Origin of the sequence: Streptomyces sp. NPDC001231 (genome assembly GCF_042896885.1) — a bacterium.
In the GTDB taxonomy this organism is placed as follows: domain Bacteria; phylum Actinomycetota; class Actinomycetes; order Streptomycetales; family Streptomycetaceae; genus Streptomyces.
In genome coordinates, this window is sequence record NZ_JBIAXS010000017.1 from 14,964 (window position 1) to 40,105 (window position 25,142).

At 73.1% G+C, this 25,142-nt stretch carries 28 protein-coding genes and 1 pseudogene; 11 read left to right on the plus strand and 18 right to left on the minus strand.

The annotated features are described in order from the left end of the window. Window positions 1-132: 132 nt before the first annotated feature. Together ACFY3J_RS21235 and ACFY3J_RS21240 are read right to left on the minus strand one after the other, a co-directional pair. On the minus strand, window positions 133-1,326 hold the full coding sequence (locus tag ACFY3J_RS21235) for a glycoside hydrolase family 64 protein (protein WP_390841479.1): 1,194 nt from the start codon (window positions 1,324-1,326) through the stop codon (window positions 133-135). 191 nt (window positions 1,327-1,517) lie between these two features. Continuing rightward, window positions 1,518-2,138, minus strand: a complete 621-nt coding sequence (locus ACFY3J_RS21240) for an L-threonylcarbamoyladenylate synthase (protein ID WP_384182146.1) — start codon at window positions 2,136-2,138, stop codon at window positions 1,518-1,520. A gap of 910 nt (window positions 2,139-3,048) precedes the next feature. Here ACFY3J_RS21240 and ACFY3J_RS21245 point away from each other — a divergent pair. Then, window positions 3,049-4,545, plus strand: a complete 1,497-nt coding sequence (locus ACFY3J_RS21245) for a helix-turn-helix domain-containing protein (RefSeq protein ID WP_390841480.1) — start codon at window positions 3,049-3,051, stop codon at window positions 4,543-4,545. A 297-nt stretch (window positions 4,546-4,842) separates the two neighbouring features. Here ACFY3J_RS21245 and ACFY3J_RS21250 read toward each other — a convergent pair whose 3' ends face one another. The 7 genes from ACFY3J_RS21250 to ACFY3J_RS21280 all read right to left on the minus strand — a co-directional run bounded on the left by ACFY3J_RS21250 (window position 4,843) and on the right by ACFY3J_RS21280 (window position 11,270). Beyond that, window positions 4,843-6,075, minus strand: a complete 1,233-nt coding sequence (locus tag ACFY3J_RS21250) for a cytochrome P450 (protein WP_384182140.1) — start codon at window positions 6,073-6,075, stop codon at window positions 4,843-4,845. Beyond that, window positions 6,072-7,310, minus strand: a complete 1,239-nt coding sequence (locus ACFY3J_RS21255) for a cytochrome P450 (RefSeq protein ID WP_384182137.1) — start codon at window positions 7,308-7,310, stop codon at window positions 6,072-6,074. The genes ACFY3J_RS21250 and ACFY3J_RS21255 overlap by 4 nt, the downstream gene beginning before the upstream one ends. Beyond that, window positions 7,307-7,909 (minus strand): ATP/GTP-binding protein, encoded by a 603-nt coding sequence (locus ACFY3J_RS21260; RefSeq protein WP_225079439.1) that lies wholly within the window; start codon window positions 7,907-7,909, stop codon window positions 7,307-7,309. The genes ACFY3J_RS21255 and ACFY3J_RS21260 overlap by 4 nt, the downstream gene beginning before the upstream one ends. Next, window positions 7,884-8,243 (minus strand): DUF742 domain-containing protein, encoded by a 360-nt coding sequence (locus tag ACFY3J_RS21265; protein ID WP_384182134.1) that lies wholly within the window; start codon window positions 8,241-8,243, stop codon window positions 7,884-7,886. Before ACFY3J_RS21265 ends, ACFY3J_RS21260 begins: the two co-directional genes overlap by 26 nt. Continuing rightward, window positions 8,240-8,662, minus strand: a complete 423-nt coding sequence (locus ACFY3J_RS21270; protein WP_225079441.1) for a roadblock/LC7 domain-containing protein — start codon at window positions 8,660-8,662, stop codon at window positions 8,240-8,242. The genes ACFY3J_RS21265 and ACFY3J_RS21270 overlap by 4 nt, the downstream gene beginning before the upstream one ends. Continuing rightward, the gene (locus ACFY3J_RS21275; RefSeq protein ID WP_390841481.1) at window positions 8,659-10,530 is read right to left on the minus strand and encodes an ATP-binding protein; all 1,872 of its coding nucleotides are present in this window, start codon (window positions 10,528-10,530) and stop codon (window positions 8,659-8,661) included. The genes ACFY3J_RS21270 and ACFY3J_RS21275 overlap by 4 nt, the downstream gene beginning before the upstream one ends. A 248-nt stretch (window positions 10,531-10,778) precedes the next feature. Further along, window positions 10,779-11,270, minus strand: a complete 492-nt coding sequence (locus ACFY3J_RS21280; protein ID WP_390841482.1) for a TIGR00725 family protein — start codon at window positions 11,268-11,270, stop codon at window positions 10,779-10,781. Window positions 11,271-11,460: 190 nt separating this feature from the next. Here ACFY3J_RS21280 and ACFY3J_RS21285 point away from each other — a divergent pair, with 190 nt between their 5' ends. The 4 genes and pseudogenes from ACFY3J_RS21285 to ACFY3J_RS21300 all read left to right on the plus strand — a co-directional run bounded on the left by ACFY3J_RS21285 (window position 11,461) and on the right by ACFY3J_RS21300 (window position 13,303). Beyond that, complete coding sequence (locus tag ACFY3J_RS21285) at window positions 11,461-11,856, plus strand: hypothetical protein (RefSeq protein WP_390841483.1); 396 nt, start codon at window positions 11,461-11,463, stop codon at window positions 11,854-11,856. A 58-nt stretch (window positions 11,857-11,914) separates the two neighbouring features. Continuing rightward, window positions 11,915-12,166: pseudogene (locus tag ACFY3J_RS21290) on the plus strand (aspartate aminotransferase family protein); the annotation flags it as partial. Between the two features lie 232 nt (window positions 12,167-12,398). Beyond that, window positions 12,399-12,812, plus strand: coding sequence for a hypothetical protein (locus ACFY3J_RS21295; protein ID WP_384182216.1), 414 nt, complete (start codon window positions 12,399-12,401; stop codon window positions 12,810-12,812). Window positions 12,813-12,862: 50 nt separating this feature from the next. Further along, on the plus strand, window positions 12,863-13,303 hold the full coding sequence (locus tag ACFY3J_RS21300; RefSeq protein ID WP_384182210.1) for an Lrp/AsnC family transcriptional regulator: 441 nt from the start codon (window positions 12,863-12,865) through the stop codon (window positions 13,301-13,303). 22 nt (window positions 13,304-13,325) lie between these two features. Here ACFY3J_RS21300 and ACFY3J_RS21305 read toward each other — a convergent pair whose 3' ends face one another. From ACFY3J_RS21305 to ACFY3J_RS21315, 3 genes are all read right to left on the minus strand, one after another. Then, complete coding sequence (locus ACFY3J_RS21305; RefSeq protein WP_384182120.1) at window positions 13,326-14,438, minus strand: PP2C family protein-serine/threonine phosphatase; 1,113 nt, start codon at window positions 14,436-14,438, stop codon at window positions 13,326-13,328. Window positions 14,439-14,500: 62 nt separating this feature from the next. Further along, window positions 14,501-15,388, minus strand: a complete 888-nt coding sequence (locus ACFY3J_RS21310; RefSeq protein ID WP_384182117.1) for a Gfo/Idh/MocA family protein — start codon at window positions 15,386-15,388, stop codon at window positions 14,501-14,503. A 174-nt stretch (window positions 15,389-15,562) separates the two neighbouring features. Then, on the minus strand, window positions 15,563-15,793 hold the full coding sequence (locus ACFY3J_RS21315) for a hypothetical protein (RefSeq protein WP_384182114.1): 231 nt from the start codon (window positions 15,791-15,793) through the stop codon (window positions 15,563-15,565). A gap of 217 nt (window positions 15,794-16,010) precedes the next feature. Between ACFY3J_RS21315 and ACFY3J_RS21320 the strand changes: the two genes are divergently transcribed. Next, window positions 16,011-16,829, plus strand: a complete 819-nt coding sequence (locus tag ACFY3J_RS21320; protein ID WP_384182111.1) for an SAM-dependent methyltransferase — start codon at window positions 16,011-16,013, stop codon at window positions 16,827-16,829. A gap of 122 nt (window positions 16,830-16,951) precedes the next feature. On the opposite strand, the gene ACFY3J_RS21325 is transcribed toward ACFY3J_RS21320, so the two are convergent. Together ACFY3J_RS21325 and ACFY3J_RS21330 are read right to left on the minus strand one after the other, a co-directional pair. Beyond that, window positions 16,952-17,875: a helix-turn-helix transcriptional regulator gene (locus tag ACFY3J_RS21325; RefSeq protein WP_225079448.1), complete on the minus strand. Its 924-nt coding sequence runs from the start codon at window positions 17,873-17,875 to the stop codon at window positions 16,952-16,954. Window positions 17,876-17,973: 98 nt separating this feature from the next. Further along, the gene (locus ACFY3J_RS21330) at window positions 17,974-18,204 is read right to left on the minus strand and encodes a DUF397 domain-containing protein (RefSeq protein WP_141364546.1); all 231 of its coding nucleotides are present in this window, start codon (window positions 18,202-18,204) and stop codon (window positions 17,974-17,976) included. A 154-nt stretch (window positions 18,205-18,358) separates the two neighbouring features. Here ACFY3J_RS21330 and ACFY3J_RS21335 point away from each other — a divergent pair, with 154 nt between their 5' ends. From ACFY3J_RS21335 to ACFY3J_RS21350, 4 genes are all read left to right on the plus strand, one after another. Then, window positions 18,359-18,853, plus strand: a complete 495-nt coding sequence (locus tag ACFY3J_RS21335; protein ID WP_384182107.1) for an ATP-binding protein — start codon at window positions 18,359-18,361, stop codon at window positions 18,851-18,853. A 42-nt stretch (window positions 18,854-18,895) separates the two neighbouring features. Then, entirely contained in the window at window positions 18,896-19,414 is a 519-nt protein-coding gene (locus ACFY3J_RS21340; RefSeq protein ID WP_384182104.1) for a hypothetical protein, read from the plus strand. Between the two features lie 294 nt (window positions 19,415-19,708). Continuing rightward, entirely contained in the window at window positions 19,709-19,975 is a 267-nt protein-coding gene (locus tag ACFY3J_RS21345; RefSeq protein ID WP_376608151.1) for a WhiB family transcriptional regulator, read from the plus strand. Between the two features lie 143 nt (window positions 19,976-20,118). Beyond that, window positions 20,119-20,382, plus strand: coding sequence for a DUF5133 domain-containing protein (locus ACFY3J_RS21350; protein WP_384182100.1), 264 nt, complete (start codon window positions 20,119-20,121; stop codon window positions 20,380-20,382). 46 nt (window positions 20,383-20,428) lie between these two features. Here ACFY3J_RS21350 and tgmB read toward each other — a convergent pair whose 3' ends face one another. The 3 genes from tgmB to ACFY3J_RS21365 all read right to left on the minus strand — a co-directional run bounded on the left by tgmB (window position 20,429) and on the right by ACFY3J_RS21365 (window position 22,072). After that, window positions 20,429-21,412 carry an ATP-grasp ribosomal peptide maturase gene (gene tgmB, locus ACFY3J_RS21355; protein ID WP_384182097.1) on the minus strand — a complete coding sequence of 328 codons (984 nt, stop codon included), beginning with the start codon at window positions 21,410-21,412 and terminating at the stop codon, window positions 20,429-20,431. A 14-nt stretch (window positions 21,413-21,426) separates the two neighbouring features. Further along, entirely contained in the window at window positions 21,427-21,618 is a 192-nt protein-coding gene (tgmA, locus tag ACFY3J_RS21360) for a putative ATP-grasp-modified RiPP (protein WP_384182093.1), read from the minus strand. Window positions 21,619-21,739: 121 nt separating this feature from the next. After that, window positions 21,740-22,072, minus strand: a complete 333-nt coding sequence (locus tag ACFY3J_RS21365) for a DUF1232 domain-containing protein (protein WP_384182207.1) — start codon at window positions 22,070-22,072, stop codon at window positions 21,740-21,742. 228 nt (window positions 22,073-22,300) lie between these two features. Between ACFY3J_RS21365 and ACFY3J_RS21370 the strand changes: the two genes are divergently transcribed. Next, the gene (locus tag ACFY3J_RS21370) at window positions 22,301-23,338 is read left to right on the plus strand and encodes a hypothetical protein (RefSeq protein ID WP_384182089.1); all 1,038 of its coding nucleotides are present in this window, start codon (window positions 22,301-22,303) and stop codon (window positions 23,336-23,338) included. Window positions 23,339-23,528: 190 nt separating this feature from the next. Here the strand turns inward: ACFY3J_RS21370 and ACFY3J_RS21375 are convergent, their stop codons facing one another. Continuing rightward, complete coding sequence (locus ACFY3J_RS21375) at window positions 23,529-24,761, minus strand: hypothetical protein (RefSeq protein WP_384182087.1); 1,233 nt, start codon at window positions 24,759-24,761, stop codon at window positions 23,529-23,531. Window positions 24,762-25,142 lie beyond the last annotated feature (381 nt).

The following is a 25,142-nucleotide window of genomic DNA, read 5'->3' on the forward strand; positions in this document are numbered from 1 at the left end:
CCGCCCCGCGGCCGCTTTCGAGGTTTGCGGGTGCGGAGCAACACCGGGGGCCCCCCTAAAAAACGATCGGGGGGGGCTTCGGTGGGGGGCCGGGCGCGCGCGCGCCGCACCCCTCCATGGCCAACCCGCTTGCTAATCCAGGGGATCGAGGGTGAGGTAGGCCTGCTTCGGATCGCCGTCGTGGACCAGGGACTCCTGGTTGCCGACGTCGTCGAAGGCGAACGCGTAGGCCTTGGAGTCGGCCATCCGGTCATGGATGATCCGCGCGTAGTGGTTGGTCACCGAGTCCTGGTAGAAGTTCGCCGCCGTGGCGTCCGGCTGGTCGGGGTTCACCAGGAGCGTGGACCGGTTGAACGCGGCGCACAGCGTGCGGGAGATGGGACCGCGTACCGCGTCGTTCGGGGCGTCCAGCCGTTTGTGGCAGCCGAAGACGCTGTCGGCGTCCGGCTTCTGGAAGCTGGTGACGACGGCGCCCGAGGCGTCGGTGAAGTTCATGACGTCGCCCGAGACCCGGCCGTAGTAGCGGGTGCCGGGCTGGTCCCCGAACGGGGTGACGGTGAGCGTGTTGCCGGCGTACTTCTGCCAGACCCGGTTGACGTAGTCGTCCATCACGCCGCCCGGCAGGGCGCCGTTCTCCATGCCGTGCCCCGGTGAGAGCGCTCGCAGCACGGTGCCGTCGGACCGGGTCTGGATCAGACCGCCCCAGCCGCCGGGCTGCGCGCGCAGGGCGTCGAACACGGCGTGGTAGCCGCCCGGTTTGAGGCGGCCGGTGCTGACGGTGCTTCCGTCGGCGCGCCGGACACCCACCGAGTACGGCACCGAGAACATGTCCACCTGGGTGCTGTTGAGCCACAGCCCGGCGTCGTTCAGTGTGTACTCGGACCAGTTGAAGAGGATGTCGTGGTTGGGGTCGCTCGGGTTCTGCACGGCGGGCTGGACCAGTCCGCCCGTGGTCAGCCTGAAGTCGAGTTTCCGGCCGTAGGAGAAGTAGATCCGCCCGGAGAACTTGGGGATCCGGATGGTCGCCGACTGTCCTGCGGCCGGTCCGGTGATCGAGGCGTCGGGTGCGGGAGTCGGCGGGTTCCCGCCCGCCGGCCACGGGTGGAAGGCGCCGTTCGCGTCGGCCCAGCCCTGCTGACCGGTCGCCAGGGACGTGCCGATGTCGTAGATGTACAGCTGCTCGCCGCGGGCCGAGTTGTTGGTCACCTCCAGCGGGATCGTGTCGGGCACCGCCGCCTCGGCCGGGGCGGGGGCACCGAATCCGAGCAGCGCGCCGACGAGGGCCGTCGCCCCTGTCGTCGCGAGCACCTTGAGTCTGCTGAGCATGCTCCACCTCCGTGGGGGGTTGGGGGGGATACGGAGTTGGTTGGTCCGTACCTGAAGTGAGAGCGCTCTCAGAATCCCGCCTAGGGTGCGTACATGTCAATCAAAGCCCTGTTGTGCGGCACGCCCGGGGCACTTCGCGGCGGTGGCGGACGCCCGTCGCCTCTGGCCGCCCGCCGTTCGCGCCGGGTCCCTCACTCGAACCGTGAGGTGTCGCCCGCTCCCCGCCGTACGATCTCCGCCTCGCCGCCGGAGAAGTCGATGACCGTGGTCGGCTCGGTGCCGCAGTCGCCGGAGTCGACCACCGCGTCCAGCACGTGGTCGAGCCGGTCCTTGATCTCCCAGCCCTGCGTCATCGGCTCCTCCTCGTCGGGCAGCAACAACGTGCTGGACAACAGCGGCTCGCCGAGTTCCGTGAGCAGGGCCTGGGTGACGACGTGGTCGGGGATGCGCACCCCGACAGTCTTCTTCTTGGGGTGCTGCAACATGCGCGGTACCTCCCTCGTGGCGGGGAGGATGAAGGTGTAACTTCCGGGCGTGGACGCCTTGATGGCCCGGAAGACGTCGTTGTCGATCCGTACGAACTGGCCGAGCTGCGCGAAGTCCTGGCACATCAGGGTGAAGTGGTGCCGGTCGTCCAGCTGCCGGATCGTCCGGATCCGCTCGGTACCGTCCCGGCTGCCCAGCCGGCAGCCCAGGGCGTAGCACGAGTCGGTCGGATACGCGATCAGCGCGCCGTCGCGCACGCTGTCCGCGACCTGACGGATCGCGCGCGGCTGCGGATTGTCGGGGTGCACGTCGAAATACTTCGCCATCCGCCGAGCTTATGCCGAACCACACCCACCACGACGCAGGCCCTTGCCAACAGCCCCTGCGCGCCGCCCCACCACTCCGTGACCCACCCGCACCCGACAACGCCCCGGCCGCAGGCCCCACGCCCGGTCAACACCGCGCCGCCGGCGCCCCCTGCACGGAGCGGTGCCGCTCGCGCGGGCTGCGGGGGCCGCGCCGGGCCCGCCGCGCCCAGTGGCGTTGCATCGTGCAGGCGGTGGTTGACTGCGCGCGCCGCTCGCGCCCCGGCGCTCGCACTGCGCCAGGGCGGCGGGCCGCCGTCCGCCCTGTGTTCTGTCGCTGGTGCTGCGGTGTCGGCGGTGGCTGTGCCGATTGCGCGGCGGCGCCTGCGCCGAGCTGCCTGTGCTGTCTGCACGGTGCTGCTCTGTCCCGCCGCCCCCGCGCGGGCCGCGGGGGCGGCACCGGCCGGGCTGGGCTCTCCGTGCTGTTGCCCGCACTGGGCCGCGTCGCTGTACCCGCTGTGCCGCTCGCGCGGGTTGGGCCGCACCGGTGGGCTGGGCAGCCCCCCACCGTGTCACCCCGCCGAGCCGTGCCCGGCGTCCGCCCGCCTCGTGTCCGGTACCTCGGCGTCCCGTCAAGCTGCCCCGTGCCGGCGGAGTCGTACCCGCTTCGAATTCGTAGGCGTACTTACCGGGAACGGGGGAAGCAGGGTTCACGTGTCGCTCGGGAGCCGTCCCCCCCGGCCTCGGGCGCGGTGGCTTCGCCGGTTGTTCACTCCCCCCGTGAACCACCGGTGAAGCCGCCTTCCTGACCGCTCGTCCGATCGTGCGGTGTGCCCGGGGCCGGAGTGAAGGGGCACTGCCTGGTAACGTCCAAGACCGGAAACGCCGAGGTCAAGGCCACGGACAGGCGACGGATGAGGAGAGGGCCGACATGGCCGGGCGAGAGGACGGGACCGCCGGAGCACCGGGACGGGACGACCGGGAGTCCTGGGCCGAGGAACTCCTCGACCAACTGCGACCGACCGGACGGGACGTGCGCAAGGTCGTCGCCTGGCTCGCCGCGTCCGTGCACGGAACCGGCTGCCTGTTGGACGGCACCGGCACCCTGCTGGCAGGGGAGCCGGTGGCCCTGGACGGGAACGTGGTCGAGGACGTCGTCGCCGGCCGGTTCGCCTCCGCCGCGCTGGAGGACCGGGGACACCACGTCCGCCTGGTGCGCGTGGGAGGCCCGCGTCCGCAGTCGGCCCGGGTCCTGGCAGTCTCCCGCGCCGAGCCCTTCGACCGGCAGGCCGCCGAGATGGTCACCCACACCGCCGGAGTGCTCGAACTGCTGCTGCGGGCCCACGAGTCGACCGTCGCCGGGCACCGGCTCGAAAAGGCGACCGCGGCCTTGCGGCTGGCGATCCTGCAACTGCTGATGGTGGAGGACACCGTCTCGGCCCGCCGAGTGGCCGCGGGCCTGTGGCCCGGACTGCTCGACACGGACGCCGCCTGGGTCTACGTCGTCGAGACCCGCCGCGACGAACGGCACCTGCTGGCCGCCGAATGCCGGGACGCCACCGGGGAACGAGCCCTGGTGGTGCTCTGCCCGGCGGTGGACGAGCACGTGATCGTGCTCGCGCCGCTGGAGACCGACGGCCGCAACCTGCGCTCGCTGGTCGGCGCGCGGCCGCGCACCTTCCTCGGCGGCAGCACCCGGCACGGCCTGGCCCGGACCGCCACCGCGTACGGGCAGGCCGTCAGCGCCCTCGCGGTCGCCCGGTTCCGTCCGGAGGGGGCCGCCGTGTACGCCGAACGCAGCCACCCCGAGCGCCTGATGGACCCCGAGGCGCTGCGCGCCTGGTCCGCCCGGCTGCTGCGGCCGCTGGACGCACTGGCGCACCACACGCGCGCCGAACTGCTCGCCACCACCCGCCTGGGCCTGGAGTTCACCGCCGTCAGCGCGGCGAAGGTCCTCGGGGTGAGCCGCAACACGGTACGGGCCCGTATGGAGCGGGTGGAGGGACTGGTCGGCGCGGACTTCGGCAGCCTGACCGACCGGGCCGCCGTCCACCTCGCCCTGAACACCCAGGCCGGCCTGGACGACCAGCCGGCCGTCGGCCCGGCGCCGCGGACGGGCTCGGTACGCCTCGGCGACCTGCTGACCGGCCCCGCGCTGCGCACCTGGGCACGCGAGCTCCTCGGCCGTCTGGGTGCGGACGCGCGAGACCTGCGCGGCACCCTGCGCACCTGGATCACCGCCGGCGGAAACGCCGAGCGCGCCGCGCAACTGCTCGGCATGCACGCGCAGACCGTCCGCGAGCACGTCCGCGGGGTGGAGCCCGTCCTGGAACGCCAGCTCCTCGCCGCCGGCAGCGACCTGTACGAGGTCGTCCTGGCCCATGTGGCGGTGGGCGACCTCCGACCGCCCGCCCTCGGCGCGGAGTGAAGGCGGGCATTCCGGACTCACTTGTGCACGGGTGAGCCCTCCGCCGGGCCGAAGGGGCACCGGCGCGGTACCCAACGGCTGTCCTGTACACATAGGTTCGACGAGCCGCGGACACGGGACCGGAACGGGGGACCGGTCCCGTGCCGTCGGGCGCCCGGGCGCAGGTCAGCGCACCGCACGGCGCCCGCGCACGGCGAACTCCGCGCCGCGGCCCGCCGCCGAGCGTCGCGGCCCGCCGCCGAGCACCGCGTCCCGCCGCTGAGCGTCGCGTCCCGCCGCCGCGGGAACGCCCGGCACTCAGCCGTCCAGTCGCACCGGCACCTCCTGCCAGCCGAAGGCGATGAAGGACGGCACCTGGCGCAGTTCCTCCGTGCCGACGGCCAGACGCAGACCGGGGAAGCGGTCGAAGAGCGCGGGCAGCGCGGTCAGGGCCTCCATACGGGCCAGCGGCGCCCCGATGCACCGGTGCACGCCGATGCCGAACCCGAGGTGGTCGTCGGCACCTCGCGCGGCGTCGAAGACGTCGGCGTCCGGGCCGTAGTGCGCCGGGTCCAGCCCGGCGGCGGCGTAGGTCGTGATGATCGCGTCCCCCGCCGGGACGGTGACGTCCCCGACGGTCAGGTCGCTCACCGCGAACCGCAGGGGCAGCGACGCGATGGACGGGTGCACGCGCAGCGTCTCGTCGACGACCGCGTCCCAGCCGGTCTTCCCGCCACGCACCGCCTCCACCTGCCCGGGGCGGGTGAGCAGCGCGACGATCGCGTTGCCGATGAGGTTGACGGTGGTCTCGAAACCGGCGCCGATCACCAGCAGCAGCGTGTAGAGCAGTTCCTCGTCGCTGAGCCGGTCCCCGTCCTCGTCCCGGACCCGGATCAGCTCGGTGGTCATGTCGTCGCCCGGGTGCTCGCGCTTGTGGGCGATCAGCCCGCCCAGCACCGCACCGATCTGCCCCTGCACGAACGCGGTGTGCTCCGGGCTCGGATCGGAGGTGTCCATGATGGCCGCGACCAGCCGCGAGGTGTCCTCCCGCAGTTCGTCCGGCACACCGAACAGCTCGCAGATCATCCGCATCGGCAGCGGATGCGCGAACCCCTGCCGGAGGTCCACCGTCTCACCCCGCGCCCCGGCGGCCGCCAGCTCCTCCAGCAGCTCCGCCGTGATCGCCTCCACCCGGGACCGCATCGCCTCGGTGCGCCGGTGCGTGAAGCTCGGCGCCACCAGCTTGCGCAGCCGCGCGTGGTCGGGGCCGTACGTCGACAGCATGTTCACCACACCCACCCAGCCGAGGATCCAGCCCCACGAGGGGTTCCGGCCGACCTCCGGCCACTGCCTCCAGTGCTTGCGCGGGTCCTTGCTCACCCGCGGATCGAGGATCAGCTCCTTGAGGGTGTCGTAGCCCGTGGGCGCCCAGGCGGGGATGCCGCCGGGCAGTTCGACGGGCACGATCGGGCCGAGAGCGCGCAGGCGGGCGCTCTCGGCGGCGATGTCGGCCCCGAACGGGTCGAGGGCGATACGGTCGGTCACGGTCACGGTGACTCTCCAGGCTGATCGGGGGAGCGGGGGCTGAACCGCACGGGCAGGGACGTCAGCGAGCGGTGGAACGGGCCGGGCCGCCAGGTCAGTTGATCGCGGGGCTGGACCGGCTCCAGGTCGGGCAGCCACTGGGTGAGCCGCTCGATCGCCTCGGTCGCGATGAGCAGTGTGGGCTGCTTGACCGGACAGGCGTGCGGACCGGCAGACCACGAGAGGTGCGAGGCGTCCTTGGGGTGGCGGCCACCGGTCGCCTCCCGCTCGGCGAAGTGGGCGAGCGCCCCGTACGAGATCACGACCGGTACGGCGGCCCGGATCCAGACCCCGTGGAAGGTCATGGACCGGCGCGCGAAGTGGATGCCGTAGTTGGCCAGTGGGGTCTCGTGGTGCAGCACCTCCACCACGGCGTCCATCACCGGACGGGCGCCGCTGGTCAGGGTGGAGTAGTAGTCGGGGTTGCCGAGGATCCGGGACAGCGCGTTGGACACCAGGTTCGCGGTCGGCTCGTGGCCCGCGCCGAGAGTGAGGAAGACCTGCCAGGTGACCTCCTCCGGGCTGAGCCCCGCCGGGTGGTCGAGCAGCAGGCTCGGCAGGTCGTCGCCGCGCCGTTCGGTCTTCGCGGCGATCAGCTCCAGGACGTACCCGGCGTACTCGGCCTCGCCCTCGGCCGCCTGGTCGCCGCCCTCCATCATCTTGCCCAGCGCCTCGTTCAGGCGGTCGCTCGCGTCTTCCGGCAGCCCGAACAAGCTGTTGAACACGAGCGCCATCAGCGGGCGCGCGAAGTCGGCGACCAGGTCGGCCTCGCCGCGCGGCCCGACCCGGCCCACCAGCAGGCGCACCGCCCGGTGCACCCGTGCCCGCAGGTCGTGCGGTTCGAGGCGGTCGAAGGTGTCGATCAGCGAGGTGCGGTAGCGGACATGGGCGGCGCCGTCGGCGAACAGGGTGTTCGGCCGCCAGCGCATCATGCCGAGCACCGGCGAGTCGTCGGGGACGGTCGCCTCCCACGGCCGCGGGTCGTGCGAGAACGACTCGGTGTCGTGCAGCAGGTCCAGGGCGGCCCGCCGGTCCGTGACGACGTACGCGGGTACGCCGGGCGCGAGTTCGGCCCAGCCCAGCGGGCCCTGGGCGCGCAGGGCGGCGTAGTAGCGGTGGGGGTCCAGGGCGAAACCGTCCTCCCACAGCCGTACCGGAGCCGAGTGCGAGAAGGCCCGCCGGGCGGGGGAGTGGGTGGTCACCGGCGCTCCGAGGGATGGTCGATCAGATACTGGACCAGAGCGAGCAGCGCGTCGATCGAGGAGTCGGCGTCCCGGGCGTCGCACGTCACCATCGGGGTGGCGGGCTCCAGGTCCAGAGCCGCGCGCAACTCCTCGTCGCTGTAGTGGCTCGGCGAGTCGGGAAACGCGTTGAAGGCCACCGCGTACGGCAGCCCGCTCTCCTCCACCAGTCCGAGCACGTCGAACGAGGCGTCGATACGGCGGCTGTCCACGAGTACGAGCGCCCCCAGGGCGCCGTGGGTGATGTCGTCCCACAGCGGGCGGAACCGTTCCTGTCCGGGCGTGCCGAACAGGTACAGCACGATCCCGCCGGGCAGGCTGATCCGCCCGAAGTCGATGGCGACCGTGGTGGTCGCCTTCTCCCGGACTCCGGCGAGGTCGTCCACCCGCGCGGACGCCTCGGACAGGGTTTCCTCGGTGTGCAGCGGGCGGATCTCGGAGACGGAGTCGATGAGGGTCGTCTTGCCCACTCCGAACGGGCCCGCGACGATGATTTTCACCAGGTCGCGGGCGGTGTCGGGCAGGTGGATGCCGCTAGTGCTTGAGGGCGCGGAGGCCATCGGCCACTCTCTTCAGCAGGTCGGGGTCGAACCGTTCGGCGGGCGGGATCGGCGCGCGCGCCAGCACCAGGTTCCGGTCGATCAGGTCGCCGGCCAGCACGCGGAGGGCGGAGACCGGCAGTTCGAGCAGCGCCGCCGCCTCCACCACCGTCAGCGAACCGTCGTCCAGGACGTCCAGCAGGGCCAGTTGGGCGGCCGGCAGGCCCGCCGGCGCGGACCCGCCGACGGCGGTGAGCACCGACAGGCGCTCCAGGTGCGGCCGGCTGGGCCGGGCCACGCCGCCGGTCGACAGGTACGCGGGAACCAGGGGACGGCCGCCACGGCGGCCGGTCATGCCGGCGCGCCGCCGTCGGATCCTCGGGTCGCGGCGGCCATCGCCTTCTCGCCCATCCGCGCCACCTGGGAGTGGACGCGGTGCGCCAGAAGATCCAGGCGAACCTCCGGATCCCCGTACGCGGCGACACACGTGCCGTGGTCGGTGGGGACGATCAGGACGTAGCCGTGGTCGGACTCGACGACCACCTGCCGCACCTCGGCCCTGTCCTGGTCCGCGAACGCCGCCGCCGCGGTGCGGCACGCGCCCTGCACGGTGCTGGTGATGGCGGCCACCCGCTCCGCCGAGGGCTGCGAGAGCGCGTCGGTGTACCCGGTGGCGAGTCCGTCGCGGGTGAGCAGGACGGCGGCCACGACATGCGGCACCTCGAGGATCGGGTCCAGCACCCATGCCGTGTCGCCTGCCTGACGGCTGGTCATCGAGCCGCTCCCTTTTCATGGTCGTTGTGTTCGTTCTCGACTGCGCCCGCGTCGCGCGGGCCCCCCGCCGCGCTCGGGCCGCCCCGGCGTTTCGGCCCGGCGTCCCCCGCCCCGTCCCGTGCCGAGTCCGTCCCGCCGGACGGGGTGCGGGAGTCCGGTGTCTTCGCCGTGGCGGACCAGGGCTCGGCTTCCCCGGGTTCCCGTGGGGCGGTTCCGCCGTCGGTGCCGGGGCGTTCGTGTGCGGCGGGCTCGGCTCCCTCGGGCGCCGACCACCCTCCGGCGGTTCGGCTCCCGGTGTTCGCGGGCTTTCCCCCGGCGGGTCCGCCGCCGTCGGTCACCCGTGTCCGTGCCGCGGGTCCGGCCCCGGCGTGCGCGGCCGTCGGGTCGGCGGCGCCGCGGGCCGCCGCCGTGGCGGACTGAAGACCGCCGAGCACGGCAGCGGCCTCCTCCGGCGTGCGCGCCGTGAGGGGTGGTCCCGACGCCGTCGCGGGCGGCGCGGCATGGCGGGAGCGACGGCGTCGCTGCGGCAGACCTCCGCCCGTGCCGCGCGGAGCCCCACCGGCCGGGGCGGCGGGCTGCGGCTCGCCGCCCTGTTCCGTGCCGTGGGAGTGCGCGGTGTCCGCACGGTCCGGCGCCGGGGCCTGGCGGTGCGCGGTGTCCGCACGGTCCGGCGCCGGGGCCTGGCGGTGCTCCGCCGCGGTCTCCCGCGGCGCGGTCCGGCCGTGCCGGGGAGGGGACGCGGGCCGCGCGCTCGCCTCGTGGTGCGGATCCGTGGCCTGGTCCGGCGCGACGGGTTTCAGGGTCGAGCGGGGCGCGCTGGCCGCCGGCGGCCTCTCGGCCGGGTCGATACGGGTGAGCAGATGGCTCGCGACCCGCAGGACCGCGCGCACTCCTCCGTAGGGCGAGGGCGAGGACACGTCGACGCCCAGGTCGAACTGCCGGGTGAGCTGCCCGATCGCGGCGAGCCCCATGCGCGGCGGGTCCCCGAGATCGGTCAGCAGGATCGGCTCGCCGCCGGCCACCAGCCGCTGCGCGCGGGCTCGTTCGTCCTGCGTCATGCCCAGACCCGCGTCGTCGACGGTGACGCAGACCCCGTGGTGGACGTGTTCCAGGTTGACCAGGACGTCGGTGTCGGGCGCCGAGTGGCGCAGGGCGTTGTCCAGGAGTTCGGCCACGATGAGGGCGACCGGCTCCACGGCGTGCGAGACGAGCGCGGTGCCCTCCTGGAGATGGTTGTGCACCCGCACCCGGTGGTAGCCGGCGAGCCGGGCCTGGCCGCCGGTCACCGCGTCGACCAGGTGCGACTCCTCACGCGCCAGCCCGACCCAGGCCCCGCACACCACCGCGGCGACCTGCGCCCGGCGCAGCGACTGCTCGTTCTCGTGGTCGAGCGTGAACAGGGTCTGCGCCAACTCAGGGTCGTCGTAACGCTGTTGCAGGCTGCGCAAGGCGTCCTGCAGCCGGTACAGGGCGGCCTGGATCTCCCGGGTGGCGCCGCGCATCCCGGCCTGGGCGGCGGAGTCGATCCGGGTGCGCTGGGCGAGGAGTTCGGTGCGCAGGGCGCTCAGGACGCCCTCCAGCGCGACGCCCAACGGCGTCCTGGTGGTCCCCGGCTCCAGCGGACCGGGCACGACGACGTGCGGATGCGCCGTCTGCCGGGCGGCGGCGGGGATCCGCTCCGCCGCCAGATGCGCCACCTCGGTGGTCAACGCCCCTTGTGTTTCCTCCAGTTGCTGGAGCAGGGCGGCGATCCGGTCGCGTTGGACGGCCTGTCGGCGCCGGGATCGCAGCAGGCCGCCGCCGAGGGCGAGGGCGGACAGTGTCCCGGCGGCGAGACCACCGGCCACCAGGTCCGGCATTTCGATCATGGGAGGCGGTTCCAGAGGACGTCGGGAAGGGCCGGGTCCGCGACCCTGCCCCGAGGCGTTCGGAGCACCGTACACGCTGTCATCGACCGAACTCACACGGTGGGCGACAACTTCTCTGCGAAACTGCCCAGTTACCGTTCGTTTCCGTGTCAAGTGTCTGAATTGCCAGGCCAAAAAGGATAGTTGGCGAACCATCAGGGAGCTTGGGTCTCAGGGTCAATCAGGCTCAATCAGGCTGTCAGGCTCAATCAGGCCTCAGGTCGCTCGGCCGAGGGCAGGACCGCCTCGACGGCCTCCGCCGGTGTCGCCGCCTCGACCGGCCCGTGCAGCCCGCCCGTGGCGGACGGCGCGTCCGGCAGGGCCCAGCTCTCCAGCAGTGCGACCGGCTTGCCCGCCCGCAGGGCCAGCGCCACCTCGCTGAGCGTGCCCCAGCCACCGCCCACCGCGACGAGCGCGTCGCAGGTGTTCACGAGCAACCCGTTGCGCAGCTCGCCCAGGCCGGTCGCCACCGCGAGGCTCAGGTGCGGGTTCCCCGCGGCCCGGTCCCGGCCCGGCAGCAGGCCGACGACCGTGCCGCCCGCCGACGTCACGCCCCACGCGCACGCCTCCATGACCCCGCCCAGGCCCCCGCACACCACGACCGCTCCCCGCCGGGCCAGAAGCGCACCCACCCGCCGGGCGAGTTCCGCCTCCCGCTCGGAGGCCTCTCCGGGCCCGGCGACGGCTACACAGGGACGCATACGCCCATGGAACGGCCCCCGAACCCCGTCGGCAAGACGGGCGCCGGCCATACGGCGAAGCGGACCCGAGCAGCTGGCGACGCATGAATCAGTTGTGGCGACATGTGAATCTGAAACACAACCTCACTGTGGCAGGTGATCCGATCGTATGTTCCCTGCAATCCACCGCCGCCGATCACCGGGACACGCCATGGACCGCACCCGCCTTCACCACCTGCTCGCCCGTGAGAGCGCCGAGGCCGAGCGGCGCAACCCCCGTTCCAAGGCCGCCTGCGACCGCGCCGACCACCTCTTCGGCCGGGTGCCGATGACCTGGATGAACAAGAGCGCCGGCGCCTTGCCCCGCTCCCCGGACTCGGCCCGGGGCGCCCGGCTCACCGACACCGACGGTCACGAGTACGTCGACTTCTGCCTGGGGGACACGGGCGCCATGGCGGGCCACTCGCCCACCCCCGTGGCCGAGGCGGTGGCGCGCCGGTACGCCGAGCTGGGCGGGGCGACGGCGATGCTGCCCACGGAGGACGCCGAATGGGTCGGCGCGGAACTCACCCGGCGCTTCGGCCTGGCCCGTGGAGCTTCTCGCTGACGCCACCGACGCCAACCGCTGGGCTATCCGGCTCGCACGCGCGGTCACCGGCCGCCCGATGATCCTCGTGAACAGCTACTGCTACCACGGCAGTGTCGACGAGTCCCTCATCGTCGTCGGCCCGGACGGAAACGGCACCGCCCGCGAGGGCAACGTCGGAGCGCCCTGCGACGTCACCCTCACCGGCCGCGTCGCCGAGCTCAACGACCTGGAGCAGCTGGAGCGCGAACTCGCCCACGGCGACGTGGCCACCGTCCTCATGGAGCCGGCCCTCACCAACATCGGCATCGTGCTGCCCGAGCCCGGCTACCTGGCCGGCGTACGCGAGCTGAGCAGGCGGTACGGCGCGCCGCTCATCAACGACGAGACGCACGCACACCTTCTCCGCGGGACCCGGCGGCTGCACCGCCGCCTGGGACCTGGAGCCCGACCCGCTGACCATCGGCAAGGCGATCGGCGGCGGCATCCCGGCCGGCGCCTACGGGCTCTGCGCCGACCTCGCCGACCGGCTCCTCGGCCACGCCGATCTGGACCTGGTGGACATGGGCGGCGTCGACGGCACCCTGGCCGGCAAGGCGCTGTCGGTCGCCGCGACGCGCGCGACGCTCGAACACGTCCTCACCGGCGACGCCTTCGCCCGGATGGCGAAGCTGTCCGAGCGCTTCGAGGCGGGCGTCCAGGCAGGGATCGACACCCACCGGCTGCCCTGGTCGGTGAGCCGTCCCGGCGCCCGCTCCGAGTACCGCTTCGCCGCCCCGGCGCCCCGCACCGGCACCGAGTCGGCCGCCGCCGCGGACGCCGAGGTGGAGGACTTCCCCCACCTCTACCTGGCCAACCGGGGCATCCTGCTCACCCCGTTCCACAACATGGCGCTGATGTGCCCCGACACCACCGAGCAGGACGTCGACGCGCACACCGAGATCTTCACCGCCGCCCTGGCCGAACCGCACGGCTGACGGCAGGGCCTACGCTGGGGCGATCCGGCCGGAGAAGGAGAGCGACGCACGTGGACGAGATCGACCGGGCCATCCTGCGCGAGTTGCAGACCGACGGACGTATCGCGTACGCGGACCTCGGCCCCAAGGTCGGTCTGTCCGCGTCCGCCGCCCGCCAGCGGCTCCAGCGCCTGCTGGACTCCAAGACCGTCCAGGTGGTCGGCGTGACCGATCCGATGGCCATGGGCGGACAGGCCATGGCGCTGCTCGGCATCGGCGTGGACGGCGACCCGCGGACGGTCGCCGACGAACTGGCCGGACGCCCCGAGGTGGTCTACTCGGTGCTGACCTCCGGCGGCTTCGACCTGTTCGCCGAGGTGGTCGCGCCCGGCCCGAGGGACCTGCTGGACTTCGTCAACGACGTGGTCCGTCCCATCGAGGGCGTCCGGCAGGTCCAGTCGTTCCCGTACTTCGGCATCCACACCCACCGGTTCCTGTGGGACGTGGGCTGAGCGGCCCGCCCCCGGTCGGGGTTCAGCGGTCCTCCGGCGGGTGGGGCACGAGCACGAGCATCGTCACGTCGTCGCTGAGGGTGCCGCAGTGCGCGAGGAGGTCGGCCATGACGTGGTCGGCGAGTTCGGCCGGGTCGACGTCGGCGAGCCGGGGCAGCCGGTCGAGCAGGGGGTAGAACACACCGGCCCCGTCCCTGGCCTCGGTGACGCCGTCGGAGGCGAGGAACAGCACATCACCGCGGCGCAGGGGCAGGACGTGTCCGCCGCGCTGCGGGACGCCGTCGGACAGGCCGAGACCGAGGGGTGTCCACGGCACGAGGCCGACCTCCTCGGCGTGCCCGTCGCGCAGCAGCACCGGCGGGGGATGGCCGCAGGTCACCAGCCGCACCGATCGCGCGTCCCCGTCGAACTCCAGCAGCACGGCCGTCGCGAACAGCTCCGCGTGCCGCACCTCCTGCGAGTCCACCACCAGCCGGCGGTCCAGGGCGGCGGCCACCCCCGGCAGATCCGTCCGGTCGAGCACCGCCTCCCGGAAGCTGCCGAGCAGCGAGGCGACGGTGGACACGGCGGCCAGGCCGTGCCCCTGCACATCGCCCATGACCGCCCGCACCCCCTGGGGCGCCCGGCGCACGTCGAAGAAGTCCCCGCCGACCAGCGTGCCGCGCTGCGCGGCCCGGTACAGGCCCGCGCACCGCACCGGACCGACCCGCGCTGGAAGCGGCGGGACGAGGGCACGCTGCGCGGCCTCCGCGACCGTGCGCTCCAGGTCGAGCTGCGCGTCCCGGCGGCTGCGCACATAGGACAGGAACACGCTCAGGACGGCGACGAAGGTGACGGTCTCCAGGTCCGTGTTGCCCGGCCGGTTCAGCTGGAAGGCCGGCACGCTCAGCAGGGTCACCACCGTGGAGCCCAGCAGCGCGGTCGCCATCGGCCCGTACGACAGCACGGCGAGCGGCGGTATCGCGCCGAGCAGGAAGCCGATGTCGAGCGGGTTCGGGCTCAGCAGCGTGACCGCGCACACGAAGAGGACCAGCACGACCGGCAGCACACGTACCCAGCGGGGCGGCGGGGCGCCGTGCAGCCAGCCGCGCCGGTGCGGGTCCCGGCGCCGGACCGGGGCAAGCAGCTTCACCACATGACCACGCTGCTACGCCGGACCCGGTCCCGCACGCCGGAAGCCCCGGCCCGCAGGGACAGTCAGTCCGCGTCGCGCGCCAACTCGGCCTCCGCCGCCGCGAGTATCTCGGTGACCCGCAGGCCGAACGCGGCGTCGCACGGGTGCGGGCGCCCGGTGCGCGCGGCGGCGATCAGCGCGTCCGCCGCCCGGCCGTAGGCGGCGACGGCGTCCTCGGAGCTCTCCGGGAGCAGGGTCACCCCGGCCTCGCCCCGCAGCTCCACGGTGGCCCCGGCCGCCGCCGGGGGAGCGGTCAGGCTCAGAGTGAGGGTGCTGGACGCGCCGCCCACGTGGTCGAGGACCGCGTGCACCGTGTCCCCGGGGCCGTGCGCGGCGGCCGTCACACGCCGTACGTCGCCGAGGACCGGCAACAGCACCGACAGCGCGTGCGGGCCGACGTCCCACAGCGCGCCCTTCTTCCGCCGCCACGGCGAGGCGGCGAACGGGCTGTCGCCGGTGAACACGGCGCCCAGCCACTGCGCGCGGGCCGTGAACCAGTCCCCCCGGGCCGCCTGCTCGGCGATCCAGGCCTCCGGTTCGGGCTGGAAGCGGGTGGTGAAGAAGACCACCGAGGCCACGCCGGTCTCCCGGACGGCCCCGACCACCGCGCGGCCCTGTTCCACCGTCGCGGCGAGCGGCTTGTCGAGCAGCAGATGGCAGTGGGCCCGCGCGGCCCGCACCGCGAGGTCGGCCTGCACGTGCGGGGGCAGTGCGACGGCGACCGCGTCCACCTCCGCCAGCAGGGCGTCGAGGTCGTCGTAGGCGTGCGTGCCGTGCCGTTCGGCAAGATCCTTGGCGGCGGCCGTGCGTCGTCCCCATACGCCGGCGAAGTCCAGCTCGTCGTGTTCGCTCAGGGCGGGAGCGTGGACCATCCGTGCCCAGGGGCCGGTGCCGAGCAGTCCGATGCGCATACCGGTGCCTCTCCACTGTGCCGGACAGGGTGACGGCCGGCCGTACGGGCCGGTCGTCACCGAGCGTGTCACAGGAACCGGGTGCCCGAGCAAGCCCGCGGACGAAAGCGGGCACGGATCGGGCCTGGCGGGCGCGGCCCGGCGCACGGCCGCCGGGCCTGGGCGCGCGCCGGCTCAGGCGACCCGCCGCCGCTCGTCGTCGGCGGGCGGGCCCGGTGCGGGCGCGACCGGGCCGGCATCGGCCCCGGTGTCGCGGCGGCCACCCGGGAGCAGCCGCAGACGCGCGCGGCGCCCGGCATGGCGGCCCCGCGCCGGAGCCGGATCCAGCATCCGTTCCTCCACGCGGTCCATGACCGCCAGCAGCACGGACACGAGCGGCAGCAGCAGAACGGCGACGAAGACCATGACACCCCCTTGTCCGACAGAGGATCCGGGTGCTCCGTACCGGGCGGATGATGAGTGCCGTCCGGTGAAGAGTTCGTGAGGATCGGGACAGACCGTGATGCCGTCCCGGGCTGTCCTTCGTCCCCGGGCTGGTTTGGGAAGACGCGGCTTCCCTAGGATGTACTCTCAGTCGGACCGGCCCAGTTGGCGCGGTGGAATCGGCGAATCTGGGGGACTGATGCCTGCGGAGAACCAGCTGTCCACGAACATTGACGAGAACGTGCCGACGGCTGCGCGTATGTACGACCACTACCTGGGTGGCAAGGACAACTACGCGGCCGACCGGTCCGCGTGCGAGGAACTCGACAAGGTCGTCCCCAGCACCCGCCGGCTCGCCCTGAACAACAGGCGCTTCCTGCAACGGGCCGTCCGCACGCTCGCCGAGGAGCACGGGATCCGGCAGTTCCTGGACCACGGCTCCGGTCTGCCCACCCAGGACAACGTGCACCAGGTCGCCCAGCGCGTCGCCCCCGAGTCGCACGTGGTGTACGTGGACAACGACCCGATGGTACTGGTCCACGGCCGGGCCCTGTTGCAGCAGGACGAGCGCACCGCGGTCATACACGCCGACCTGCGGCAGACCGACGAGATCTTCTCGCACCCCGAGACCCAGCGCCTGATCGACTTCTCGCAGCCGGTGGCCGTGCTGTTCAACTCGGTCTTCCACTGCATCCCGGACAGTGACGCCAACGGTCCGCTCGCCGTGGTGGAGCGGGTACGGGAACGGCTCGCGCCCGGCAGCATCATGCTCATGTGCCAGCTGGTCAGCGAGGATCCCGAGGTGCGGGCCTTCGTCACCGACTTCATGGACAAGGCCACGCAGGGACATTGGGGCCGGGTGCGTCAGGAGAAGGACGTCGTCGAATGGTTCGAGGGCCTGGAGCTTCTCGAGCCGGGTCTGGTGGAGGTGTCCACCTGGCGGCCGGACTCCGAGGTGGCACCTCGTCAACTCACTCATGAATGGGTGGAGTTCGGCGGTATAGGCCTGATCCGCTAGCGGGCGGGCGTACGGGGGAACCGACACGAACGACGACGCCCCGTCCTGGACCCGGGCACCGGGTTGTGGACGGGGCGTTCGCGTTGACCGGGGCCTTCGCCTCGGGCGGGATCGCCTTCGGGCTAGGACGCGGACGCGTAACGGTCGTTGGCGGTCTTGCGCAGCAGCGCCAGGGTCTCCTGCGGCGTGAGCGCCTCGTCGGCCAGCCGGTCCAGGGCGATCCGGTACTCCTCCGTCTCGTCGCGGTCCTCGAGGAAGTTGGCGCTTCTGATGTGCTCGAGGTAGACGACGTCGGGCAGGTCGAGGCCGCCGAACCGGAGATACGTGATCGGGATGGCGGGCGCGGACGCGTTCGTCACGTCCAACGGGACGATCTGCACGGTCACGTTGGGGCGCTGCGCCATGGTGACGAGGTGGTCGAGCTGCTCGCGCATGACCTCGCGGCTGCCCAGAACACGCAGCAGGACCGATTCGTCAATGACCGCCCACACCTGAGGCGCGTCCTGCCGCAGCAGCAACTGGGCACGCCGCATGCGCAGTTCGACGCGCCGCTGCACCTCGCCCGCCGAGGCGGTCGGCAGACCCCGCTCCACCACGGCCCGGGTGTACGCCGCGGTCTGGAGCAGACCGGGAACGTACTGGATCTCGAAGGTGCGGATCGCGGCGGCCGCCTCCTGGAGGCCGACCAGCCGGTCGAACCACTCGGGCATCAGCCGCTTGTCGTAGCGCTGCCACCAGCCGGGCTCGCCCGCCCGCCGCAGCAGCCTGAGCAGGACCGAGGACTCGTACTCGTCGGTGCCGTACAGCTTCAGCAGGGCGCGGACGTCGCCCTCGGCCGGAGGGCGGCGTCCCTTGCCGGACTCGATGCGCGAGAGCTTCGCGGCGCTGAACCCGAGTTCGCGCGCCGACTGCTCCTGGGACAGGCCCGCGTCCTCGCGGAAGCCCGCCAGCTGGACGCCGACCAGCATCTTCAGCAGAGTCGGGGCCGGCTCGGGCCGGTCCAGATAGGGCTCGAGGCGGGAGATGCGATGTGGCTCGGCGGACATCCTGACTCCCAGTAGACCGGCAAACTGAAAAGTCACCGTACCGTACCGTCCGGCTGCGGAGCGCACCCGCCGGGGGAAGTCGGCAAGTTCGTTCCGCTTCACAGCAGATGGTCGAACTCGCCCTCCTTGGCGCCGGCCAGGAACGCGGCCACCTCCGCGGGGGTGTAGACCAGCGCGGGGCCGTCGGGGTCACGGGAGTTGCGCAGCGCGATGTCACCGCCGACCAGAGTGGCGACTTCCACGCAGTTGCCTTCGGCGTTGCTGTGCCGGCTCTTCATCCAGCGGGCGTCCAGCGAACTGGCCCGCACTCCGTTCCGCACTGGTGGCACCGCGGTCTCCTTGCTGTTCACGTTCGCACGTCCGCACGCACTTTCACGAGAAATTTCGCGTGCAATTGCACGCGGACGCTTTCAGCGTGGATAATAGCCGGGGCGTCAACCCCCCGTGGGCGCCCGTTCGGTGACGTCGCATCAGGGAGATGCCGTGCCCTCACCAGTGAGTCGAGAGCTCGAAGTACCGAGCGCGGCCGCCGTGATCGCGCCGTGGGCGGAGGGGACCCACGGCGCGCTCGCGGCCGCAGCGCTGCGGATCGACTGCGGAGGGGAGGGATTCGCCCGGGCTCGCGCCTTCACGCGCGAGACCTTGGGCAGATGGTCGGTCGGCCACCGCGCCGACGACGCCGCCGTCATCGTCACCGAGCTCGCGGCCAACGCGGCGACGCACGCGGTACCGTACGCCCCGCCCGGCGACACCGCCGTGTGGCTCGGACTCGCCGTCGACGCCGGACAGTTGATCATCACGGTCTCCGACCCCTGCGCCGGCCGGCCCATACGCCGCACTCCGGCGGGCTTCAGCCTGCTGGAGCACGGCCGGGGCCTGCGCATCGTCGACGCCCTGGCCGAGGAATGGGGCTGGACCCCGAGGCCTCCGGCGGGCAAGTCGGTCTGGGTGAAGCTGTCGACGCGTCCGTCCCACTGAACCGCCGTTCCCCATACGACCGCTGCCGGAAAGGACGACGCCATGCGCACCGTACCGACAGAGCAGCCCGGCACTCGGCGCACCGACCGCGCGACCCCGTTGTCGGCCCTGGGGCAGGTGCCCTGGAGCGACATCAGGGACTCCACCGGCTCCGCGGCCGCCATCCCCCTGCTGCTCCACAAGGTGGCCTCCCGCGACGCCCGCACCGCCCGCGCCGCGCTCGACGATCTGCGCGGACGGATCTGCCAGTACGGCTTCGTGGTGGAACAGGCCACCGCCGCCACGGTTCCCTTCCTGTGGGAGCTCGTCCACCTCCCGGGCGTGACCTGCCGTCCGCAGATCATCCAACTGCTCCGGAGCATCGCCAACGCCCGGCAGTGGGAGAGCGTCGCCGCTGTCTATCCCAAGCTCCTCAACCACCGGGAGAACCCGGCGCTCTGGGAGCGCAGGGCGCGGCAGGCCGTGCGCGCCCGGCGCGGCGCGCTGCCGGCGCTGCTGGCCGACCGCGACCGCGAGATCGCCGCGGCCACGGCGGAGCTCGCCGACGCGCTCTCCGACTGAGCCCGGGCCCCGGGATCTCCGGGCGGCCCCGACGGCCCGGACCCACTGCACGGATTCGGCCACCAGCACGAAGAATCACTCGCCGGGTGGGTCCGTGACCGCAGACCGTCCGCCCCGAGGGGCTCACGGCGGAGTGTTCTCCTGTTCGCCTCCTGTGTGGCGCTCACCCAGTCATGGCCGTGGGGCCGAAAAACACCTATATTGCGGATACCTCTGCCGGGTCGTGCGGCGCCCTGCTGCCGCAGACGGGAGCTGCCCGGAAAATGTGCGGCCGAGTGTTCAGCGGAGGTCCCGGTGAGCGTTGTCCGAACGATCGAGAACTGGCGCGAGCGCGGGGCGTGCCGCTTCGAGGATCCCGAGTTGTTCTTCCCGCTCGGGGAAAGCGGTCCGTCCATGCGTCAGATAGAACAGGCCCGCGCGGTGTGCCACCGATGTCCGGTGCTGCGCGAGTGCCGGGCCTGGGCTTTGCGCAACAGCGAGTACGACGGTGTGTGGGGCGGCATGACCGCCGGGGAGCGCCGCGCCGCGGCGCGGCGCAGGTCCGGGGACCGCGGCCGGTAGAGCCGGCGGCGCCCGGAGGCGAGCGGTGGCCGTGCCACCGGAAATCGACTGAATTCGGTCAAACATGTGCCCGCGAGTCGGTCGCCGTGCATGGCACGGCGTGCCGCGGGCATACGGAGCAAAAATCGAGAGAGGGGCGCTCCGTGCTGGTTCCGGACCCGAAGGTCGTCAGGACGTTGCTGACTCGGTACGCATCGCTGAAGATCGCTGAGGCGGAGAGGGGACGGGCCGAGACGGCCCGGGAGCTGGAGGACGTCAGCTACACCTTGTGCGTCATGATGGGGGCCACCGGCATCCACGAGGCCATCGGCAAGGCGGACGCCCTGCTGCTCGCCCCGGGACGAGCAGCGGACACGGACGTGAGCACCGACGCCGACGGGGACGGCGCCCTGCCCCTGGCGGTCTGATCCCGCGGCAGACGTACGGGCGCTTCCCTGGCACAGCGTGCCGCCGTCAAGGAGCGGCCGTACGCCTGCCGTCGGCGTGTTCGCGCTCCCGCGGGCCGGGGCGGGCAAGCCACTCGGCGATGGTCCGGGCGATCGGCTGGCCGGTCTCCACCTCGACGAACCCGAACTGGCCGGACTGGTTGCACTCCAGGAACCACCACGTGCCGTCGGCGTCCTCGGCGAAGTCGAAGGCGCCGTAGGCCAGTTCGGCCTGCCGCAGAAAGGTGCGCACCGCCGCGGCCACGCGCGGCGGGACCTCGGCCGGCCGCCACGGCGTCCCGGACGTGGCGAACCGGACGTCCACCTCCTCGGGGTCGGCGTCCGCCGGGGTCGCCTTGCGGGCGGCCAGCAGCGTGTCGCCGACCACGGTCAGCCGGATGTCGGCGCGCTTGGCGATCCTGCGTTGCAGCAGGGTCGGGCCGTAGGCCACCGCGCCGAAGTCCGCGTCCGGGGCGACGCGGCTGGTCGGCACCGCCCTCGGCGGCTCCTGCGGATGCGCGCCGGAGACCGGCTTGACCACCAGGTCCGGGAACCGCTCGGCGAACTCCCTGGCGGCCTGCGGGAAGGTGGTGATGAGCGTGGCCGGCACCGGCAGGCCGCTGCGCTGGGCGAGCCGCAGCTGCCAGGGCTTGTGCCGGGCCCGCCCGGCCGCGTCCGGATGGTTCATCCAGCGGGCTCCGCAGCCGCGCAGCATTCCGTACAGCGCCTGTGCCGCCTCCTCGGTCAGCCACGGGGACGGCTGGGTCGCACGGGCCGCCGGAACTCCGGGTCTGCGCACCCAGACCGAGCGCAGGTGGTTCACGCTCACCAGCCGTCCGCCCGCGGACAGATGGCCGTTGAAGGAGCCGTGGACGTACTCGCTCGACAGGGCGGCGCCCGCGGTCAGATCGGCCGGATCCAGCCGGACCACCGGAGTCGAGGAGGCGTTCAGGTGCAACACCACCATGTCCGCCGTCACGTCCTCCTCGCCGGTGAGGATCAGTACGGTCATCTCCGCGGCCGTGTTCAGTCGTCGAAGTGCGTCTTGGAGCCCGCCGTGGAGGTCGTGGTGCCCAGCTCTCTCAGCAGCGCGTGGTCGGATGCGGCGATCCGCCCGTCCATGAGAACGTTCAACTGCAGCCCGGAGTCGTAGGCGTACGGCATGGCGGCGTCCCGTTCCACTGCCGGACGAGCGTAGTTGAGCGCGAACGGTTGCATCGTCTCTCCCCTGTCGGTGCAGCCGCGACCAAGCGGTGGTGCTGCTTGTGGCGTCGCTTGGCCCGCTGACTTCGTTTCGGGTTCCCGAGACTTATACGAATCGAACGAGTGAATGGTTTCCTTACGGAGCGTAGTCCTTGGCGTCCGGCTGTCCACGGCGCCCGAAAAGTCCGGGTCGCCGCACCAGGGCGGGCAGCTGGTCGCCGCCGGCGGCGTGCAGTGAACGCAGGGCCAGGAGCAGGACGCCGATGTCGTCGAGGTACACCGGGTCGGGCAACAGGTCCGTGGGCAGGACGAGATAGAGGACGGCACCCCAGAAGACCCAGCGCGGCCCCGTCGGAAGGCCGGCACGGCGCAGCTCTCGCCGGGTGCGCACCAGACGCCTGAGCAGTACGACGGCCACGGCCAGCACGGCGGCCAAGGCCAGCGCGACCGCCGCGATGACGGCGGCCATGAGCAGCACCTTCCCGGTGGAGTCCACGGTTCGTGCCCTTCCTCGTCGTGCCGCTCACCGGCGCATGTCCTTGTCTGATGCCCGGCTGCGGCGTTTCCATGACCGGATGTCACCCCGCTGCGTCGTCCCGGTGGCGCGCCCGGCGACACCCGCCTTGTAATGGCGGGGTAAAGGCGTGTCGCGCTTCGGGGGTGCAGGAGCGGCCGCACCCCTGCCATGGAGCCCAGCATGACCACCCGCTCTTCACCATCCCAGACGAACCAGGCCGTCATCGACTTCACCGACGAGATCCACTGGTCCGGGCCGCCCGGCGGCATGGCGGGACACGGCGACGGCGAGTGCGCGGCCGGTGATCCGGTCGGCGGCCTCGTCCGGGCCGCGGTCGACGACCGGCCCCTGGAGGAGGTCCTCCGGCTCGTCACCCTGCTGGAGGGATCGCCCGAGCACGCCGAGGCCGTCCGGCACGCCCTGCGCGCCGTCGCCCTGGACCGGCCCGTGGAGGACGTCGCCCGCCTGGTCGCCGAGCTGACCCGGCCGCCGCGGCCGGCCGACAGCGCCGACGAAACGATCCGCGCCGCGGTCGGCGGCCGTTGCGTCGCGGACGTCACCCGGCTGGTGGTGCTGCTGCACCGGCCGCCGCAACTGCCGTACTGCGGCCGGGCGGCGATCCGCGCGGCCGCCGCAGGCCGCACGGTCGAGGATCTCGTGGAGCTGATCGGGCGGCTGGCACGGGAGCGGACCGACGATCCGTACGACGAACCGGGTGCGCCGCCCGGCGTGGCCGCGGGCCAGGAGCAGAAGGCCGAGGGCGAGCCCGGCGAGCGGCCCGTACGGCCTGCCTTCTGGCCCAGCTGGATCGCCGCGGCGGCCCTCGTGGTGTGCGGCGCGGCCTACTTCCCGCTGCGCTGGCAGGGCGTCCCCCTGCTCGTCTGCCTCCTCGCCCTCACCGTGTCGGGGCTGTGCGGGCTGCTGGCCGTGTTGCTGGCCCTGCGTGCCGGAGTGGCGGCCCTGGTGGCGGGAGCGGTCGTCCCGGCGGTGCTGGCCGGAGTCGGCTATGTCGAGGGCAGGTTCGCCCCGGCGCAGGTCTCCCGAGCCCTGGCGATCACGGTGGCACCACCGCTGAGCGCCGGACTCACCGCGGTGTGCGCGTCGCTGGCCAGTCTGGCCGCGCTCTCGCTGCTGCTCATGGTGCAGGCGGCCGAGCGACATCCGCCGCCCCGGTCGGCCGGACTGGGCTCACGGGCCGTCAACCCGCCTGCCCCGTGAACCGCTTGCCCGGTGCCGGGAAGGGCTCGTTCGGAAACGAACACCCGTGGCCCGGCGGACGGCGCCGCCCGCGAGGGAGCCGCTCCGCCGCGGCGCGTCCGGGCGGCCTCCCGGACGTGCCGCCGCGCGGACCGCGTGTCCGCGCCGCGGCGCCCGGCGGGTCCGGGCACCCGTGCCGCCGTGGACGGGGTCAGTCCCCGGTCCGCGGCTTCGAGCCTCCGGCCGGTGGGGACGTGCCGGCGTCCCCACCGGCCGGAGATCCGCCGTCGTCGTCGGAGGCCGCGCCGGCCTTCGGCCGCCGCTCGGGCGTGGTGCCCGGGCGCAGCGACAGGGCGGTGCCCTTCAGACGTTCCAGTCCGCGGGCCAGTTGCTGGAAGGGGGACCCCGCGGCCGTACGGGTCTGCTTCCTGGCGGGCAGCGTGCCCTCGGCCTCCGACTCCCGGTACACGGCGAGGGCCTCGTGGGCGCGCTCGGCGGCCTCCCGGTACAGATCCCGGGACTTCGTCATCGCCTCCAGGGCCTCGGAGTACATGGTGACGAGCTCGCGTGCCCGGGTGAGTTCTTCTTCCAGGGTCAGTAGCTGCCACTCCTCGCGCAGCGCGGTGAGGGCCCGGTCGGCGTCGTTCGGCAGGGGCCTGGGCAGCGCGGCGAAACGGTTGACGGCGTCGATGAGTTCGGTGGGTTCCGTGCCGTCCAGGAAGACGCTGCGCACCGAGAAGTCCCGTACGTCGTAGCCGGGTGGCGGCGGACTGCCCGGCAGGACCAGGGCGCCGCCGCGGGGCAACCGGACGCCGAAGTCGTCCAGCACCCAGTTCACGGCCCTGAACCGGTGCGGTGCGGCCCGGTGCTCCACCACCCGGTGCCGCAGGCCCTCGGGCAGCACCCGCACCACCGCCGCCCGGCCACGCTCGTCGGGCGTCATGGCCTCGTGGACGACGACGTGCAGGGTCCAGGTGTCCCGCGCCGCGTGCCGCAGGACCCGCCTGAGTTCCTTGTCGTCGTCCGGGAGAGGAGTGACCTCCCCGAGCCGCAGCCCGGTGACGGCCTCGTACTCCCAGCCGGCGTCGGGGCCCTGCGGCCAGAACATGGTCGCGGGGGAGGGCCACCGCGGGTCCCACGGCTGCTCCGCCTCCGCCATCAGCACCCACTCGCGCCCCTGTCCGGCACCGGAGCCGGCGAGGGGCGACAAGGTGAGCCGGGCCCGTACGGTCACCTCGCCGGGCACCAGCCAGCGGGCCTCGAAGACCTTCTCGCCGCCGGGGCCGCTGGGCTCCGGTTCGAGGTGGTCGTGGATGACGTCGTCGGCCTTGAGCCGCTTCAGGTGGTGCCGCACGACGTCCTCAGCGGCGGGCCCGGCGTGGCGGCCGCGGGCCGGCCACACCGTGGGCGGGGTCGCGGGGCGGGGGGAGGGAGAGTTCGACATGAGCCAATCTGAGAGCGAGGACGGCGGGTGCGTTCAGTATCGCCAAGCCGGATCATGCCCGGTCGCGCGGGGTCGGCGCCCGTCCCGCCGTGGCGGCGGCGCCGGCCGCCCACGGCCGTGCGCGTGCCGTGGCGGGACGTTCTCCGTGGTCAGCCGGTCCGGGCGAAGGCCCGGCCGGCCGGCCGGTGACGTCCACGGCGAGTCCCCGGAGGGCGGCGGCACGGCGTTGACGCGGGCGCCGAAGCCGGGAACTCCGGCAGGTCCGACATCCTCCTGCCGCAGAGCCCCGACCCCCGCCCGTCCGGCCACGGTCCGTCACCTCTCCCTGCGAGGCGTTACCCGTGCCGCCTGCCCCGTTCGGAGCATGTCACGCCCTGTGAG